This window comes from Streptomyces sp. NPDC046881, assembly GCF_040645015.1.
Classification (GTDB): Bacteria; Actinomycetota; Actinomycetes; order Streptomycetales; family Streptomycetaceae; genus Streptomyces.
Window position 1 is genome coordinate 1 of record NZ_JBEYXJ010000154.1, and the last position, 15692, is coordinate 15692.

The window sequence follows — 15692 nt, forward strand, 5'->3', positions numbered from 1 at the left end:
GGGCGCGGCCCGCGCCTTCGCGGTTGGGGGGGGTCGCGCGTTGGGGGCCGCGCCCCCACGGCCGCGTCGGGAGTGGCGGGATCGGGGGGATGGTTACTTTTCGGCCGGGATGGGGGCCGGGGCCGGGCGCCGGGTGAGGAACCAGTGGCGGGCCGAGGCCAGCCACCAGGTCGCGGCGAAGCCCAGGACGACCAGGACGGCCACCGGGGCGTAGTTGAAGGTCTTCCAGGTGACCGGGGAGACCTGGGGAAGCATGAAGAGGACCGTGATCAGCACGACCCAGGCCACCGAGACGACCCCGACGGCGCCCGACCACCTGCCCAGGTGCCAGGGGCCGGGGGTGAACGCGGTGCCCTTGCGGACGCGCAGGTAGGTCGGGATGACGTACGCGATGTACAGGCCGATGACCGCGATCGACGTCACCGCCGCGTAGGCCGTCGTGTTGATCAGGTACGGCAGGCCCAGGGCCAGCGCGCCCAGCGCGGCCAGCCAGACCGCCGCCACGGGGGTGCGGGTGCGGGGGCTGACCGTGTGCCAGACGCGGGAGAAGGGCAGCGCGCCGTCCCGGGAAAAGGCGTAGATCATGCGGCTGTTGGCGGTCACGGAGGCCATGCCGCAGAACAGCTGGGCGCCGATCACCACCAGCAGCAGGAGTTTGCCGGCCGTGGCGCCGAGGGCGTCCAGGAGGATCTGGGCGGGCGGGGCGCCGGTGGGGGACGCGAGTGCCCTGTCGTACGACTGGATGGCGAAGGTGAAGCCGAGGAGCAGGACGAAGCCGGCGATCCAGGAGGTCCAGATGGAGCGGACGATGCCCTTGGGGCCCGCGGTGGCCGCGTCGCGGGTCTCCTCGGTCATGTGGGCGGAGGCGTCGTAGCCGGTGAACGTGTACTGGGCCATCAGCAGTCCCAGCAGCACCACGTACGGCCCGCTGCCCCAGCCGGTCCTGTCCACGAAGTGCGTGAAGACGAAGGACGCCGACTGGTGGTGGTCGGGGACCAGGGCGAGCGCGGCGACGATCACCGCGACCCCGAGGACGTGCCACCACACGCTCACGCTGTTCAGGAAGGCGACGATCCGCACGCCGAAGGTGTTCAGCAGGCCGTGCAGGACGAGGATCGCCGCGAACAGCGCCACCGTGCGGCCCGGGGTCACCTCGAAGCCGAACTGGAGGTTCAGCCAGGCGCCCAGGAAGGAGGCCGCCCCGAAGTCGATGCCCGCGGTCACCGCCACCTGGCCCAGCACGTTGAACCAGCCGGTGAACCACGCCCAGGCCGCCGCGGAGCGCGGGGGCGCCAGGCGGTGGGCCCAGAAGTACAGGCCGGCCGAGGTCGGGTAGGCCGAGCAGATCTCGGCCATCGACAGGCCCACGAACAGGGTCATCAGGCCGACCGCGACCCAGCCCCAGGTGATCACGGCGGGGCCGCCCGTGGTCATGCCGAAGAGGTAGAGGGTCAGACAGCCGGACAGCACCGAGATGATCGTGAAGGAGACGGCGTAGTTCGAGAACGCCGACATACGGCGGGCGAGGACCTGGGTGTAGCCGAGCTGGGCCAGCCGTTCCTCGTCCGACGGTCCGGCCGCTCTCGCGTCATCTGTCATGCCCCCAGCAATTCCCGCACCGGGGGCGTGACATGCGTCACCCGATGACCGGAAACCTACCCCGGGCACGCGGAAGGGCCCGTACGAACGTGTCGTACGGGCCCTTGCCTCACTGCCTCACTCGGCGTCAGCCGTTGCGCTTCCAGCGCGGCTTGTCCTCGCGGCGGCCGAAGGAGCCGTTGCCGCGGTGGTCGTCACGACGGCCGTAGGGGCGCTCGTGGCCGCCGGAGCGGAAGCCCGGGCGGTCGTCGCGGCGGTCGCGGTTGAACGGGCGGTCGCTGCCCCGGTGGCCGCTGCGCTCGTCACGGCGGAAGCCGCCACGGTCGTCACGGCGCTCGAAGGAACGGCCACCGCGGTCACGGTCGAACGGACGGCGCTCGCCCCGCTCGCCCCGCTCGCCCCGCTCGCCGCGGTCGTCCCGGCGCTCGAAGCCACGGCCACCGCGGTCGTCACGACGGTCGTCACGACGCTCGAAGCCACGGCCGCCCCGGTCGTCACGGCGCTCGAAGCCACGGCCGCCCCGGTCGTCGCGACGGTCGTCACGGCGCTCGAAACCACGGCCACCGCGGTCGTCACGACGGTCGTCACGACGTTCGAAACCACGGTCCCGGTCGAACGGACGGCGCTCGCCCCGGTCGCCGCGGTCGTCCCGGCGCTCGAAGCCACGGCCACCGCGGTCGTCGCGACGGTCCTCGCGACGCTCGAAGCCGCGCCGCTCCCGGCGCTCGTACGGCGCCGAAGCCGCCGGACGCTCCTCGCGCTCGGTCTCGCGCTCCACCGGCTCCTCGGCCACGGCGAGCTGCTCCGCCGCCGTCGCCTGGGCCTCGGCCACCGCGGCCTCCGGGTCGTCGCCACGCTCGCGGGCGACCCGGGCGACCAGCCGGTCGGCCTCCTCGCGCAGCTCGGTCGCGCGGCGCTGGGCGCGCTCCAGCTGCTTGGTGAGCTGGGCGACCTCGCGCTCGGCCTGCTGGGCGGCGTTGCCGGCGGACTCGGCCTGGACCTCGGTCATCGAGCGGGCGCCGGTGATCTCGGCGACCTCCGGGTCGAAGGCGGCACCGCCCTGGATGATGTGGCGGGCCGCGTCGACGCCGGCGTCCTCCATCAGGCGGAAGATCTGGCGCCGCTGGTGCGGCAGGGACAGCGAGACGACCGTGCCGGTACGGCCCGCACGGGCGGTACGGCCGGCGCGGTGCAGGTAGTCCTTGTGGTCGCCGGCCGGGTCCACGTTCAGGACCAGGTCGATGCCGTCGACGTGGATGCCGCGCGCGGCGACGTCGGTGGCGACCAGGACGTTGACGTAGCCGTCCTTGAAGTCGGCCAGGGTGCGGGTACGCGCGCCCTGGGTCATGCCGCCGTGCAGCGCGTCGGCCTTCACGCCGGACTCGCGCAGCTGCTCGGCGACGCGGTCGGCGCCCAGCTGGGTGCGGACGAAGATGATCGTACGGCCCTTGCGGGAGGCGATCGCGGCGGTGACCGGCGCCTTGTCCTTGGGCTTCACGATGAGGATGTGGTGCGACATGGTCGTCACCGCGCCCTGGGCCGCGTCCACCTCGTGCAGGACGGGCTCGTTCAGGTAGCGGTCGACCAGGGTCTTGATCTCGTTCTCCATCGTGGCGGAGAAGAGCATGCGCTGGCCGCCGGCCGGCACCTGGTCGAGCAGCTCGGTGACCTCGGGCAGGAAGCCCAGGTCGGACATCTGGTCGGCCTCGTCCAGGACGGCGATCTGCACGTCCTCCAGGGAGCAGGCGCCGCGGTTGATGATGTCGCGCAGCCGGCCGGGGGTGGCGACGAGGATGTCGACGCCGCGCTCCAGGGCGTAGATCTGGTTGCCCATGGAGGTGCCGCCGCAGACGACCTTCATCTTCAGGCCGAGGACGTCGCCGTACGGCTGGAGGGCGTCGGCGACCTGCATGGCCAGCTCACGGGTCGGGGTGAGGATGACCGCGCGGGGCTTGTGCTTCTGCGTCCGGCCGCCGGCCAGCTGGGCCAGGGTCGGCAGGCCGAAGGAGAGGGTCTTGCCGGAGCCGGTGCGGCCACGGCCGAGGATGTCCTTGCCGGCCAGGGCGTCCGGGATGGTCGCGGCCTGGATCGGGAAGGGGGTCGTCACGCCGTTCTGCGCGAGCTTGCGCACGATGCCCTCGGGGAGGCCGAGGTCGGCGAAGGTGATCTGGGGGGACTGGGGGGTGGTGTCAGCGGCCTCGGGGGCCTCGGTGACCTCGGTCGTCACGTCGACGAGTTCGTTCTCGAGCTCGTTGTCGTTCTCGGACACGACGATCTGGTCAGTACTGGACACGGACATGCGAATGCGAAACCTTCCGGAGTCTCTTCGGCACGCGCCCGTCAACTCCGTGTTTCGCTCACGACCGCCTCAATGCGGTCCGCCACGGCAAAGGAGAGTACGCGCCACACGGCGCTCTCTGCGATGGCGCCGGGCAAATGGGATCAAACGATCTACCACCATACGCACCTCCCACCCCTGAAGGCAAACCAGCTCATGGAGACGCTGGTCACGCTCTAGGCGGGCACCCCTGCCCGGGGCGCCGGCTCCCGCTGCTCCAACTGCGGCCCGGTCTCCTCGTGCGCCGACGAGGACGGCTCGGCCGACGGCGGCTCGGTGACGGGCGGCGGCGTGGTGGAGGCCGGCGGCTCGGCCGGGGCGGAGGTCACGGGAGGCGTCGGCTGGTCCTTGGTCGGCTCCGGGTCCCCGGGCTGGACCGTCCGGCCCGGCTCGGCCGGCGCGTGCGAGACGCTGCGCGCGGCCGACGGGGAGGCCGACGCCGGGGCCGACTCCCCCTTCTTCGCCTTGCCGCCGTGCCCGTGCTTGCCGTCCCCCGCCCGGCCCGCCTCGCGGGCGAGGCCGCCCACCCCGTCCACCGGGCCGCCGTCGGGGGCCTCGCCGCCGCGCTGTCCCGCCGGATGGGAGGGCCGGGCCCGGCCCGCGTCGTCGCCCACGTTCACGCAGCCGGCGGCGGCGGTGACGGCCAGGACCGCGGCGGCGAGACGGACGGGTACGTACAAGGGGCGCACGGCGGCCACCTCCGGGGGCAAGGAAAGAAGTCAACCTCCCCAACTCCCGCCGCCCGCAAGAGGACACGCGCCCCGCCCCCATCACCCTCCGCCCGCACCCCCGCTCCGGGTCATCCGTACCCGAGGGCGTGCAGCCGGGCGTCGTCGATACCGAAGTGGTGGGCGATCTCGTGCACGACGGTCACCTCGGTTTCGGCGACCACGTCCTCGCGGCTCTCGCACATCCTGAGCGTCGGCCCCCGGTAGACGGTGATCCGGTCCGGCAGGACACCCGCGTACCACTCGCCCCGGTCGGTCAGCGGCGTCCCCTCGTAGAGCCCGAGCAGCTCGGGATCGTCGGCGGGCGGTTCGTCCTCGACGAACACCGCGACATTGTCCATCAGCCGTGTCAGCTCCGGCGGGATCCGGTCGAGCGCCTCGGCGACCAGTTCCTCGAACTCCTCGCGCGTCATCTCCAGCACAGGGCCATTGTCCGGTAACGGTGCCGCATATCCACCGTCGCGTCCGGGCATACGGGACCAATGGCCCGCGTCCCCCTCGCAGCCCTGAGCACCATGCTGAACCGGACCTCGAACCGCACCCGCCCGCTGCCCGCCCTCGAACTCGCCGCCCGCCCCCGGCCCTGGCTGCGCGCCCTCGGCCTCACCGCGGTGGTCCTGGCCGGCGCCTGGCTGGGGCTGCTGATCGTCGGCAACGTCCGGGCCCCGGTCGGTCCGATGGACACGACGATGGCGCTGCGCCCCTCCCTGCACGGCGGTACGAAGATCAACGTGTCCCCGCTGGGCGCGCTCACCCTGGACAGCCATGTGGCCCCGGTCCGGCTGGACGTGAACGTCGACCAGCTGGATCCGCTGCGCTCGCAGGCGCTGGTGGACCACCCGGAGCGGATCTCCGGCCTGCAGGAGGAGGTCGCCCGGGACGTTGAGCACGGCACGCTCGACCTGGCCGTGCGCTCCTGCGTCGCCGTGGTCTCCGGGGCCACGGCCCTGGGCCTCGCCGTCTACCGCCGCCCGCGCCGGGCGCTGGCCGCCGGCGGGCTGGCCCTGGCCCTGCTGGCCGCCTCGGGCGCGTCGGCGTACGCCACCTGGAACCCGAAGTCGGTCCTGGAGCCGAGGTTCTCCGGGCTGCTCGGCTCGGCGCCGTCCGTGGTGGGCAACGCCCGCAGCATCGTCACGGAATTCGACGTCTACCAGAAGGAGTTGGCGCGCCTGGTGACGAACGTGACGAAGCTCTACGATGTCACGTCCACGCTCCCGGCGTACCGGCCGGACCCCTCCACCATCCGGGTCCTGCACGTGTCGGACATCCACCTCAACCCGGCCGCCTGGAAGATCATCGGCTCGCTGGTGAAGCAGTACCAGGTGAACGTGATCGTCGACTCCGGCGACACGATGGACCACGGCACGGCGGCGGAGAACGGCTTCCTGGATCCGATCCGGGACCTGGGCGTGCCGTACGTCTGGGTGCGCGGCAACCACGACTCGCGGATCACCCAGCGCTACCTGGAGCGCATGAAGAACGTGCACGTCCTGGACGACGGCCGGGCCCGGACGGTGGGGGGCCTGCGGTTCGCGGGCATCGGTGATCCGCAGTTCACCCCCGACCGCTCGGCGGCGCCCGGTGGCGAGGCATCCGAGCAGCTGGCGGGTGCCCGGCTGGCCAGCGCCCTGCACGACCAGCGGACGGCCGGCTCCCCGGTGGACGTGGCGGTCGCGCACGAGCCGTCCGCCGCGCGGGAGACCGACGGCGAGGTGCCGCTGGTGCTGTGCGGGCACCTGCACCACGAAGGGACGGAGCTGTTGCCGTACGGCACCCGGCTGCGCAGGGAGGGGTCGACCGGCGGCAGCGGGCTGCGTGCCGTGGAGCGCAAGTACCCCGCCCCGATCGAGGCCTCGATCCTCTACTTCGACCGGGACAGCCATCGGCTGCAGGCCTGGGACGCGATCAAGCTGGGGGGTCTGGGACTGACGACGGCCGAGGTCAGCCGCCATCTGGCGGACGACAACCAGCCGGGCGGCCCCGGTGCCTCGCGCTCTCCCTCGCCGGGGGCCACGGGCGCCCCGCGCTCCCCCTCGCCGACCGCTCCCGCCACCTCGCCGTAAACCGTTTTGGCGATACCCGTCGGCATCCCATATGCTTCTCACGTCCCCGACGCGCTGACAAGCGCCCAGGCGGGCCGATAGCCCTCATCGTCTAGCGGCCTAGGACGCCGCCCTTTCAAGGCGGTAGCACGGGTTCGAATCCCGTTGGGGGCACGCAATACCGTGTGCGACACTGTTGCACGCAAGCTTGGTCCTGTGGAGCAGTTTGGAGTGCTCGCCACCCTGTCAAGGTGGAGGCCGCGGGTTCAAATCCCGTCAGGACCGCTGGTGTTTCACGTGAAACACCGTGGCTGGGTAGCTCAGTTGGTACGAGCGTCCGCCTGAAAAGCGGAAGGTCGCCGGTTCGACCCCGGCCCCAGCCACAGCCGCCCTAACCAGGGCAGAGGCCCTCTCCACGATCGTGGAGAGGGCCTCTTTCATACCGGCTGTACGAGCCCTGCCCCCGGGACACCGACGGAGCACCGCCAGGTGAAGGCCTTACCGAGCATCGACCCGACGCTGCCGCTCGACTGGTATCCCGAGCGCGTCTGGTACACGTCCTACGGCTCCAACGTGCACCTGGACCGGCTGGCCGCCTACCTCAGGGGCGGGTGCCCGCCCGGTGGCGCCATGGAGTACCCGGGGTGCCGCGACCCCGCCATGCCGGCCCGGTCGATCCCCGTGGAACTGACCGGCGCGATGTACTTCGCCACCAGGTCACCGGTGTGGGGAGGCGGGCGCGCCTTCTACGACCCGGACGGGAACGGGCGGGTGCTGGCCAGGGCGCACCTGGTGACCGCCGGACAGTTCGCCGACATCGCCGCTCAGGAGATGTACCGGGCGCCGGGCGCGGACCTGGACCTGGTGGACGTCCTCACCCAGGGGCGCGCCGTGCTCGGCGAGGGTCGCTACGAGACGCTCGTCTGTGCCGGCCAGGTGGACGGCATGCCGGTCCTGACCTTCACGGCGCCGTGGGGGATGCACGACGTGCAGTGGGTTCCTCCCTCCGCCGCCTACCTCCGCTTCCTGGCCGAGGGCCTGCTCTCCGCCGGCGCGTGGGACCTGGACGCGGTCGCCTCCTATGTCGCGGCCTGCCCCGGCGCCACGGACCACTGGTCGCCGCAGGAGATCGCCGCCCTCCTCGACTAGCCCGCGAAGGTGGCCAGTACGATCAGGCCACATTTGGCGAGAACCCACTCCCGCTGGAGCGGAGGGGTCTCGCCGTACAGGGACCCTGAGGGGGGTACTTGAGACAGATTTCCAGAGGGTTGGTGACGGCCGGGGCCGTCCTGGTCGCCACGCTCGCCCTCCCCGGCACCGCCCACGCCGCGGGCCCGACCGTCCGGGACGCGTACAGCGACCAGGCCGACTGGTCGGTCCTCGACGTACGCCTCAACTTCAGCGGCGAGGTCAGCAAGCTCGTCGCCAGGCTCCGCCCGGCCGGCAGCAGCGCGACCGACGCGCCGGTGGCCACGATCACCGACTTCACCAAGCGGTACGAGTCCAGCCCGTGGGACGCCGTGTGGGCGTCCCAGCCGATCCACCTGGACGCCCTCGGCGACTACACCGTCGACGTCGAGGCCACGGACGGCTCCGGCGAGACCACCGTCGAGCAGAACGCGGGCACGCTGCACTACGCGAAGCAGCCCGTCTTCAGCAGCTTCGCCGTCACGCCCGGCGAGCCGGACATCGAGCACCAGACGGTCACGGCCGCCGGCGACATGGTCGTCCGCGACCCCGGCACCCGGGAGACCGTGCCGTTGCCCGGGGCCACCGTGAACCTCTCGTTCGACGGGGGCGGCTATGAGACGACCGCCGTCACGGACGAGGCCGGGCACTTCGCCGTCCCGCACCAGCTGAAGCAGTCCGGCTGGGTCTCCGCCGACTACGACGGCGGCCTGGGCTTCGCCGCCGCCACTCCGATCCAGGTCTGGCCGAAGGCCGCGCCGACCCGGATGGTCCTGGACAAGAGCAGCTTCCACGTCACCACCGGCCAGAAGATCGACGTCACCGGCACGCTCCAGTACCAGAGCGGTGCCGACTGGAAGCCGCTGTCCGGCATCCCGCTGGAGATGGACTACAAGGAGTGCAGCACCTGCAGCCCGGTCGACGCGACGACCGACGCGAACGGCCGCTTCTCCTTCGTCCGGACGCCCTACGGATCCAAGAGCGTCTACGAGATCGCCTTCACGTCGTACACGCCGTTCGCGCAGCACAGCACGGCGGACGTCACCGTGGCGGTCACGGCGACGACGAAGTTCACCGGTTTCACCGCGTCGCTGGACAAGTACGCGCAGCTGAAGGTCACCGGCACGCTCGACCTGATCGGCCGTGACGTCAACGACCAGGCCGCTGTGGACGTCCAGTACTCGCCGGACGGCAAGACCGGCTGGAGCACGAAGAAGACCCTGAAGGCCAGCTTCGGCTCCCAGTTCACCGCCGACAAGATCCCCGGTTACACGGACGGCTACTGGCGCCTGCGCTACGCCGGTTCCAGCACCAAGGACATCAAGGGCACCACCAGCAACAGCCTGCGCCGCAACCGCGCGCTCACCCGGATCAAGGACGCCAACGCGTCCCCGGAGCCGGTGACCAAGGGCAGGACCATCACCGTCAAGGGCGTGCTCCAGGAGCGCGCGGTCGGCTCCGGCACGTGGAAGGCGTACGGCTCCAGGAAGGTGCAGATCCTCTTCCGGCCCAAGGGCGCGACGAGCTGGTATCTGATGGCCACGGTCACCACGAAGAGCTCCGGATCCTTCAGCAAGGGCTTCACGGCCAGGCAGGACGGCACCTGGGTGCCCGTCTTCCTGTACCCCGACAGCAGGCACTTCGTGAGCAGTGGCCGGGAGGACTACGTCGACGTGCGGTGACGCCTTGGCACCACGCCCGGCCGGCGCTACGTTCAGGCGGGCCGCGCGTGGTGCGCGGGGACGGGGGGAGACATGAGCCGGGACGAGGCCGGAGCCATCCGGGACACCGAGCTGGAGAAGGTCCGGGCCCGGTACGGGCTGCTCGCGGTCGTCGTCAGCAACCTGGCGATCGCCGCGGTCGCGGTCTTCGGCGTGTGGCGGCTCGACGGGGACAAGGCGGTGATCGTCGGCATCCTCACCGCCGCGTTCACCGCCGTCAGCAGCATGACCACCGCCTACCTGGGCATCAAGGCCGTCTCCAACACCGCGAGGTCGATCGCGCTGGGAGACCGCCCGGCCCGCAGCCACCCCGAGCCCGCCCCGCAGACCCCGCCCGCACAGCGCACCCCCTAAGGGCCTCTCTTCCGGATCTTGCCGGTGTCGCGGGGCTTGGCACGCACATCTGCGGCGTTGTCGTCGGTCCTCGACGCTCCGCGTCGACTCCCTCCTCCGCCTTGCAGCTGCACGCACCAAGCCCCGCTCGGGTCGGCCAGGTGGCGCGGTCGCCCGGGGCCGGCCTGATCCGGAAGAAAGACCCTAGCCCGCGGGCGCCTCCCCGGTCGGCCTGCCGCCGGGGTGGCGGTGGCGCCAGATCAGGAACACCGCGCAGGAGACGACCGTCCAGCCCGCCAGCACCAGGAACGGGAAGGCGTGCTGGTGGCCGCGGAAGTACACCGCGGTGTGCTGGGCGTTCACCGAGCCGCCGGGCGGCAGCCAGCGGCCGATCGTGCCGAGCGGCGACGGCAGCAGGGGCCAGGAGACGGCCCCGCCGGACGACGGGTTGCCCAGCAGCACCATCAGGCCCCAGGTCGGCAGCATGGCCCAGCGCCCGAGCAGGGTGTTGAACATCGTGAACACCATGCCCGAGGTGAACATCGTCAGGGCCAGGATCAGCCAGGACTCCACGAACGGCAGCTTCAGCGCGCCCAGCAGCCAGTCCACCACCGCGGCGATCACGAAACCGCCGAGCAGCGCGTAGGCGGCGGTGAACGCGATCCGCTCCAGCGGGTTCAGCTCCCTCGCGTGCACGCTCAGCTGGATGGCGCCGACGAAGCCGACGATCACGGCGGCGAGCGAGATGTAGAAGATCGCCAGGCCTCGCGGGTCGCCCCGCTGGAGCGGGTTGAGGTCGTGGACCGTCACGGGCGTGCCGGTTGCCCTGCCGACCTTCACCGCCGTCTCGGCGAGCACCTCGGCGACCGTCGCGCCGGACGCCCCGGACACGTCCAGCGTGATCGTCCGGCCGTCGGCGGGCGCGTCGACCACCGCGAACACCTTCTGCTCGTCCACCGCCCGCACCGCGTCCCGGCGGCTGCCGTACGGGCGCAGCTTCAGGGAGGCGTGCAGCGCCTCTTCCATGCCGTCGACGAAGCGCCGGGCGGTGGGCCGGTCATGGGCGCCGGTCACCGCCGTGGGGATGCTGTGCGGGGTCGGGTTGGCCATGGCGTACGTGTACGACCCGGCGAAGAGGCCCGCCGCGGCGGCGAGGATGAGCAGGAGGACCGTGGCGGGCAGGAAGGGGGACTCCCGGAACGCCGTCCAGCGGTCCGCGCGGGATCGGGGGTTGCCGTGCTCTCCGCGAGGGGAATCGGGCATGTCGCCCACGCTAGGTCATGCCATGACATCCCGCCCCGGTTGAAATCGTTCGCGTGATTTTCCGCCGAGGTGAGATCCTGGATCGCGTATGTCTACGCATCCCGCCCCCGCCCTCGGCACCCTCGCCCCCCGTCTGACCGAGCTGTCGCTGCGCGACGCGCACCGGCTCGGGCGGCGGCTGGAGGGCGCGCGCAAGATCCGTAAGCCGGAGGCCCGTGCCGCCGTCCTCGCCGAGATCGACGGCGAGATCGGCAAGGCCGCGGCCCGGATGGCCGAGCGCCGCTCCCGCGTGCCGGCCGTCACCTATCCCGAGCAGCTTCCGGTCAGCCAGAAGAAGGACGTGATCGCGGAGGCCATCCGCGATCACCAGGTCGTCATCGTGGCCGGTGAGACCGGTTCCGGCAAGACCACGCAGATCCCGAAGATCTGTCTGGAGCTGGGCCGGGGCGTGCGCGGCATGATCGGGCACACCCAGCCCCGCCGGATCGCCGCCCGGACCGTCGCCGAGCGGGTCGCGGAGGAGCTGCGGACGCCCCTCGGCGAGTCCGTCGGCTGGAAGGTCCGCTTCACCGACCAGGTCAACCCGGACGCCACCTTCATCAAGCTGATGACGGACGGCATCCTGCTCGCCGAGATCCAGACCGACCGCGAGCTGCGCGCCTACGACACGATCATCATCGACGAGGCCCACGAGCGGTCCCTGAACATCGACTTCCTGCTGGGCTACCTCGCCCAGCTGCTGCCCAAGCGCCCGGACCTGAAGGTCGTCATCACCTCGGCGACCATCGACCCCGAGCGCTTCTCCCGGCACTTCGGCGACGCCCCGATCGTCGAGGTGAGCGGGCGGACGTACCCGGTGGAGGTCCGCTACCGCCCCCTGCTGGAGGAGGAGTCGGACGACGCCGACCGCGACCAGATCACCGCGATCTGCGACGCCGTCGAGGAACTCCAGGCCGAGGGTCCGGGCGACATCCTGGTCTTCCTCTCCGGGGAGCGGGAGATCCGGGACACCGCGGACGCGCTGGAGAAGAGGAAATACCGGTTCACCGAGATCCTGCCGCTGTACGCCCGGCTCTCCCACGCCGAGCAGCACCGGGTGTTCCAGCAGCACACCGGGCGCAGGATCGTTCTGGCGACCAACGTCGCCGAGACCTCCCTGACCGTCCCGGGCATCAAGTACGTCATCGACCCCGGCTTCGCCCGGATCAGCCGCTACAGCCACCGCACCAAGGTCCAGCGGCTGCCGATCGAGCCGGTCTCGCAGGCCAGCGCCAACCAGCGCAAGGGCCGCTGCGGCCGTACCTCCGACGGCATCTGCATCCGCCTGTACTCCGAGGAGGACTTCCTCGCCCGCCCGGAGTTCACCGACCCGGAGATCCTCCGGACGAACCTGGCCTCCGTCATCCTGCAGATGACCGCGGCCGGCCTCGGCGACATCGAGAAGTTCCCCTTCATCGACCCGCCGGACCACCGCAACATCCGCGACGGCGTGCAGCTGCTCCAGGAGCTGGGCGCGCTGGACCCGGCGCAGAAGGACCCGCGCAAGCGGCTGACGGACACCGGCCGCAAGCTGGCCCAGCTGCCGGTCGACCCGCGCCTGGCCCGGATGGTCCTGGAAGCCGACCGGAACGGCTGCGTCCGCGAGGTGATGGTCATCGCCGCCGCGCTGTCCATCCAGGACCCGCGCGAGCGCCCGGCCGAGAAGCAGGCCCAGGCCGACCAGCAGCACGCCCGCTTCAAGGACGAGACCAGCGACTTCCTCGCCTACCTGAACCTGTGGCGGTACATCCGCGAGCAGCAGAAGGAGCGGGGGTCGTCGTCCTTCCGCCGGATGTGCAAGCAGGAGTACCTGAACTTCCTGCGCATTCGCGAATGGCAGGACATCTACACCCAGCTGCGCACGGTCGCCAAGCAGATGGGCATCCATCTCGCCGAGGAAGAGGCCCCGGCCGACCGCATCCACGTCTCGCTCCTCGCCGGCCTCCTCTCCCACATCGGGATGAAGGACGTGAAGGACGGCAACAAGAACGAGTACCTGGGCGCCCGGAACGCCAAGTTCGCGATCTTCCCGGGCTCGGCGCTGTTCAAGAAGCAGCCGAAGTTCGTGATGTCGGCCGAGCTGGTGGAGACGAGCCGGCTCTGGGCGCGGGTCAACGCCAGGATCGAACCGGAATGGGTCGAGCCGCTCGCCGAACACCTCCTCAAGCGGACGTACAGCGAACCGCACTGGGAGAAGGACCAGGCGGCCGTGATGGCGTACGAGAAGGTCACGCTGTACGGCGTCCCGATCGTCGCCCAGCGCAAGGTGAACTACGGCCGGATCGACCCCGCGGTCTCCCGCGAACTGTTCATCCGCAACGCGCTGGTGGAGGGCGACTGGCGCACGCACCACAAGTTCTTCGCCGACAACCGCAGACTCCTGAGCGAGGTCGAGGAGCTGGAGCACCGCGCCCGGCGCCGGGACATCGTGGTCGACGACGACACGCTCTTCGACTTCTACGACCAGCGGGTGCCCGAGCACGTCGTCTCCGGCGCCCACTTCGACTCCTGGTGGAAGCGCAAGCGCCACGAGCAGCCGGACTTCCTGGACTTCGAGCGGGAGATGCTCATCCGGGAGTCGGCGGAGGCGGTCACCAAGGCCGACTATCCCGACAGCTGGCGGCAGGGGCAGCTGAAGTTCCGGGTGACGTACCAGTTCGAGCCCGGTGCGGACGCCGACGGCGTGACGGTCCACATCCCGCTCCAGGTCCTCAACCAGGTCACGGACGAGGGCTTCGACTGGCAGATCCCGGGCCTGCGGGAGGAGGTGGTGACGGAGCTGATCCGCTCGCTGCCCAAGCCGATCCGCCGCCACTACGTACCGGCGCCGAACTACGCGAAGGCGTTCCTGGAGAAGGCGGTGCCCCTCCAGGAGCCGCTGACGGTGACGATGGCGCGCGAGCTGAAGCGGATGGTCGGTGTCCCGTTCGAGGCGGAGGACTTCGACTGGGCGAGGGTCCCCGACCACCTGAAGATCACCTTCCGGATCGTCGACGAGCGGCGCCGGAAGCTGGCCGAGGACAAGGACCTGGAGGCGCTGAAGCTGCGCCTGAAGCCGAAGGCGCGCCAGGCCCTGTCCCAGGCAGCGGCGGCGACCGCGTCCCGCGAGGGCGGGGAGTCCTTGGAGCGCAAAGGCCTGACGGACTGGACGATCGGCACCCTCACCCGGGTCTTCGAGACCCGCCGGGCCGGGCAGCCGGTGAAGGCGTACCCGGCCCTCGTGGACGACGGCGACACGGTCTCGGTCCGCCTCTTCGACACCGAGGCGGAGCAGGCCGAGGCCATGTGGAAGGGCACCCGCCGGCTGATCCTGCGCAACATCCCGGTGAACCCGGCGAAGTTCGCGTCCGAGAAGCTGACGAACGCCCAGAAGCTGGCGCTCTCCGCGAACCCGCACGGCTCGGTCCAGGCCCTGTTCGACGACTGCGCGATGGCCGCGGCGGACAAGCTGATCGCGGACTTCGGGGGGCCGGTGTGGGACGAGGAGTCGTACCGGAAGCTGTACGACAAGGTGCGCGCGGAGATCGTGGACACCACGGTGCGTACGGTCGCCCAGGTGCAGCAGGTGCTGGCCGCCTGGCAGGCCTGTGAGCGCCGTCTGAAGGGCGTGCGCAGCCCGGTGCTGCTGGCAAACCTCACGGACGTCCGCAAGCAGCTGGACGCCCTCGTGAAGCCCGGTTTCGTGACGTGGGCGGGCATACGGCGGCTGCCCGACCTGATGCGCTATCTGGTGGCCGCCGACCGGCGCCTGCAGCAGATGCCGACGAACGTCCAGCGGGACACGACCCGCATGGAGAAGGTCCACGAGATGCAGGACGAGTACGCCTGGCTCCTGGAACAGCTCCCGAAGGGCCGGCCGGTCGCCTCCTCGGTGCTGGAGATCCGCTGGATGATCGAGGAGCTGCGGGTCAGCTACTTCGCCCACGCGCTGGGCACGGCGTACCCGGTCTCGGACAAGCGGATCGTGAAGGCGATCGACGCGGCCGTCCCGTAACCGCACGCGTACGGAGGGTGAGTTCGACCAGCGCCCTCACCCTCCTGTACAGTCCTTCTCGCAGCGCAACGCACCAGCAAGCGCCGCGACACCAGGTCCTGTGGAGCAGTTTGGAGTGCTCGCCACCCTGTCAAGGTGGAGGCCGCGGGTTCAAATCCCGTCAGGACCGCATCAGTAAGGCCCGCCATCCCCTGGGACGGCGGGCCTTACGCATACCCCCCGCCACCGCAGAGCCAGAGGCCGCGCCCGCGGCGGAGCCGCAATCAAACACAGCACATCCCGTCAGGACCGCATCAGTAAGGCCCGCCACTCCCCCAGGACAGCAGGCCTCACACACCCCCGACCACCGCAGAGCCAGAGGCCGCGCCCGCGGCGGAGCCGCAATCAAACACAGCACATCCCGTCAGGACCGCATCGTGAAGGGCCCCCGGAAGGGGCCCTTCTTGC

The 15692-nt window shown here is 71.1% G+C and carries 10 protein-coding genes and 4 tRNA genes; 9 read left to right on the forward strand and 5 right to left on the reverse strand.

Annotated elements, in window-relative coordinates; all coding sequences use genetic code 11:
• Positions 1-93: 93 nt before the first annotated feature.
• From ABZ923_RS38165 to ABZ923_RS38180, 4 genes are all read right to left on the reverse strand, one after another.
• A complete protein-coding gene (locus tag ABZ923_RS38165; RefSeq protein ID WP_361481936.1) occupies positions 94-1599 on the reverse strand; it encodes an amino acid permease in 1506 nt (501 codons plus the stop codon).
• A 127-nt stretch (positions 1600-1726) separates the two neighbouring features.
• Entirely contained in the window at positions 1727-3898 is a 2172-nt protein-coding gene (locus ABZ923_RS38170; RefSeq protein ID WP_361481939.1) for a DEAD/DEAH box helicase, read from the reverse strand.
• Between the two features lie 215 nt (positions 3899-4113).
• Positions 4114-4626 (reverse strand): hypothetical protein, encoded by a 513-nt coding sequence (locus ABZ923_RS38175; protein ID WP_361481942.1) that lies wholly within the window; start codon positions 4624-4626, stop codon positions 4114-4116.
• Positions 4627-4736: 110 nt separating this feature from the next.
• The gene (locus tag ABZ923_RS38180) at positions 4737-5087 is read right to left on the reverse strand and encodes a metallopeptidase family protein (protein ID WP_030348836.1); all 351 of its coding nucleotides are present in this window, start codon (positions 5085-5087) and stop codon (positions 4737-4739) included.
• Between the two features lie 60 nt (positions 5088-5147).
• Here ABZ923_RS38180 and ABZ923_RS38185 point away from each other — a divergent pair, with 60 nt between their 5' ends.
• From ABZ923_RS38185 to ABZ923_RS38215, 7 genes are all read left to right on the forward strand, one after another.
• The gene (locus tag ABZ923_RS38185; RefSeq protein ID WP_361481945.1) at positions 5148-6728 is read left to right on the forward strand and encodes a metallophosphoesterase; all 1581 of its coding nucleotides are present in this window, start codon (positions 5148-5150) and stop codon (positions 6726-6728) included.
• A gap of 80 nt (positions 6729-6808) precedes the next feature.
• Positions 6809-6881 (forward strand) — tRNA-Glu (locus tag ABZ923_RS38190).
• A gap of 36 nt (positions 6882-6917) precedes the next feature.
• Positions 6918-6992 (forward strand) — tRNA-Asp (locus ABZ923_RS38195).
• A 24-nt stretch (positions 6993-7016) separates the two neighbouring features.
• Positions 7017-7090: transfer RNA gene (locus ABZ923_RS38200), tRNA-Phe, on the forward strand.
• Positions 7091-7196: 106 nt separating this feature from the next.
• The gene (locus tag ABZ923_RS38205; RefSeq protein ID WP_361481948.1) at positions 7197-7856 is read left to right on the forward strand and encodes a histone deacetylase; all 660 of its coding nucleotides are present in this window, start codon (positions 7197-7199) and stop codon (positions 7854-7856) included.
• A 98-nt stretch (positions 7857-7954) separates the two neighbouring features.
• Positions 7955-9577: a hypothetical protein gene (locus tag ABZ923_RS38210; RefSeq protein ID WP_361481951.1), complete on the forward strand. Its 1623-nt coding sequence runs from the start codon at positions 7955-7957 to the stop codon at positions 9575-9577.
• Between the two features lie 72 nt (positions 9578-9649).
• Entirely contained in the window at positions 9650-9970 is a 321-nt protein-coding gene (locus ABZ923_RS38215) for a hypothetical protein (RefSeq protein ID WP_361481953.1), read from the forward strand.
• A gap of 183 nt (positions 9971-10153) precedes the next feature.
• On the opposite strand, the gene ABZ923_RS38220 is transcribed toward ABZ923_RS38215, so the two are convergent.
• The gene (locus ABZ923_RS38220; protein ID WP_361481956.1) at positions 10154-11212 is read right to left on the reverse strand and encodes an ABC transporter permease; all 1059 of its coding nucleotides are present in this window, start codon (positions 11210-11212) and stop codon (positions 10154-10156) included.
• Between the two features lie 88 nt (positions 11213-11300).
• Here ABZ923_RS38220 and hrpA point away from each other — a divergent pair, with 88 nt between their 5' ends.
• Together hrpA and ABZ923_RS38230 are read left to right on the forward strand one after the other, a co-directional pair.
• Positions 11301-15245, forward strand: coding sequence for an ATP-dependent RNA helicase HrpA (gene hrpA, locus ABZ923_RS38225; RefSeq protein ID WP_361481959.1), 3945 nt, complete (start codon positions 11301-11303; stop codon positions 15243-15245).
• 94 nt (positions 15246-15339) lie between these two features.
• Positions 15340-15414: transfer RNA gene (locus ABZ923_RS38230), tRNA-Asp, on the forward strand.
• Positions 15415-15692: the final 278 nt, after the last annotated feature.

Bases quoted from the DNA above. Each gene is read 5' to 3' on its own strand.
- ABZ923_RS38220 (WP_361481956.1), bottom strand. From the start codon at position 11,212: ATGCCCGATTCCCCTCGCGGAGAGCACGGCAACCCCCGATCCCGCGCG.
- ABZ923_RS38185 (WP_361481945.1), top strand. From the start codon at position 5,148: ATGGCCCGCGTCCCCCTCGCAGCCCTGAGCACCATGCTGAACCGGACC.
- ABZ923_RS38165 (WP_361481936.1), bottom strand. From the start codon at position 1,599: ATGACAGATGACGCGAGAGCGGCCGGACCGTCGGACGAGGAACGGCTG.
- hrpA (WP_361481959.1), top strand. From the start codon at position 11,301: ATGTCTACGCATCCCGCCCCCGCCCTCGGCACCCTCGCCCCCCGTCTG.
- ABZ923_RS38170 (WP_361481939.1), bottom strand. From the start codon at position 3,898: ATGTCCGTGTCCAGTACTGACCAGATCGTCGTGTCCGAGAACGACAAC.
- ABZ923_RS38215 (WP_361481953.1), top strand. From the start codon at position 9,650: ATGAGCCGGGACGAGGCCGGAGCCATCCGGGACACCGAGCTGGAGAAG.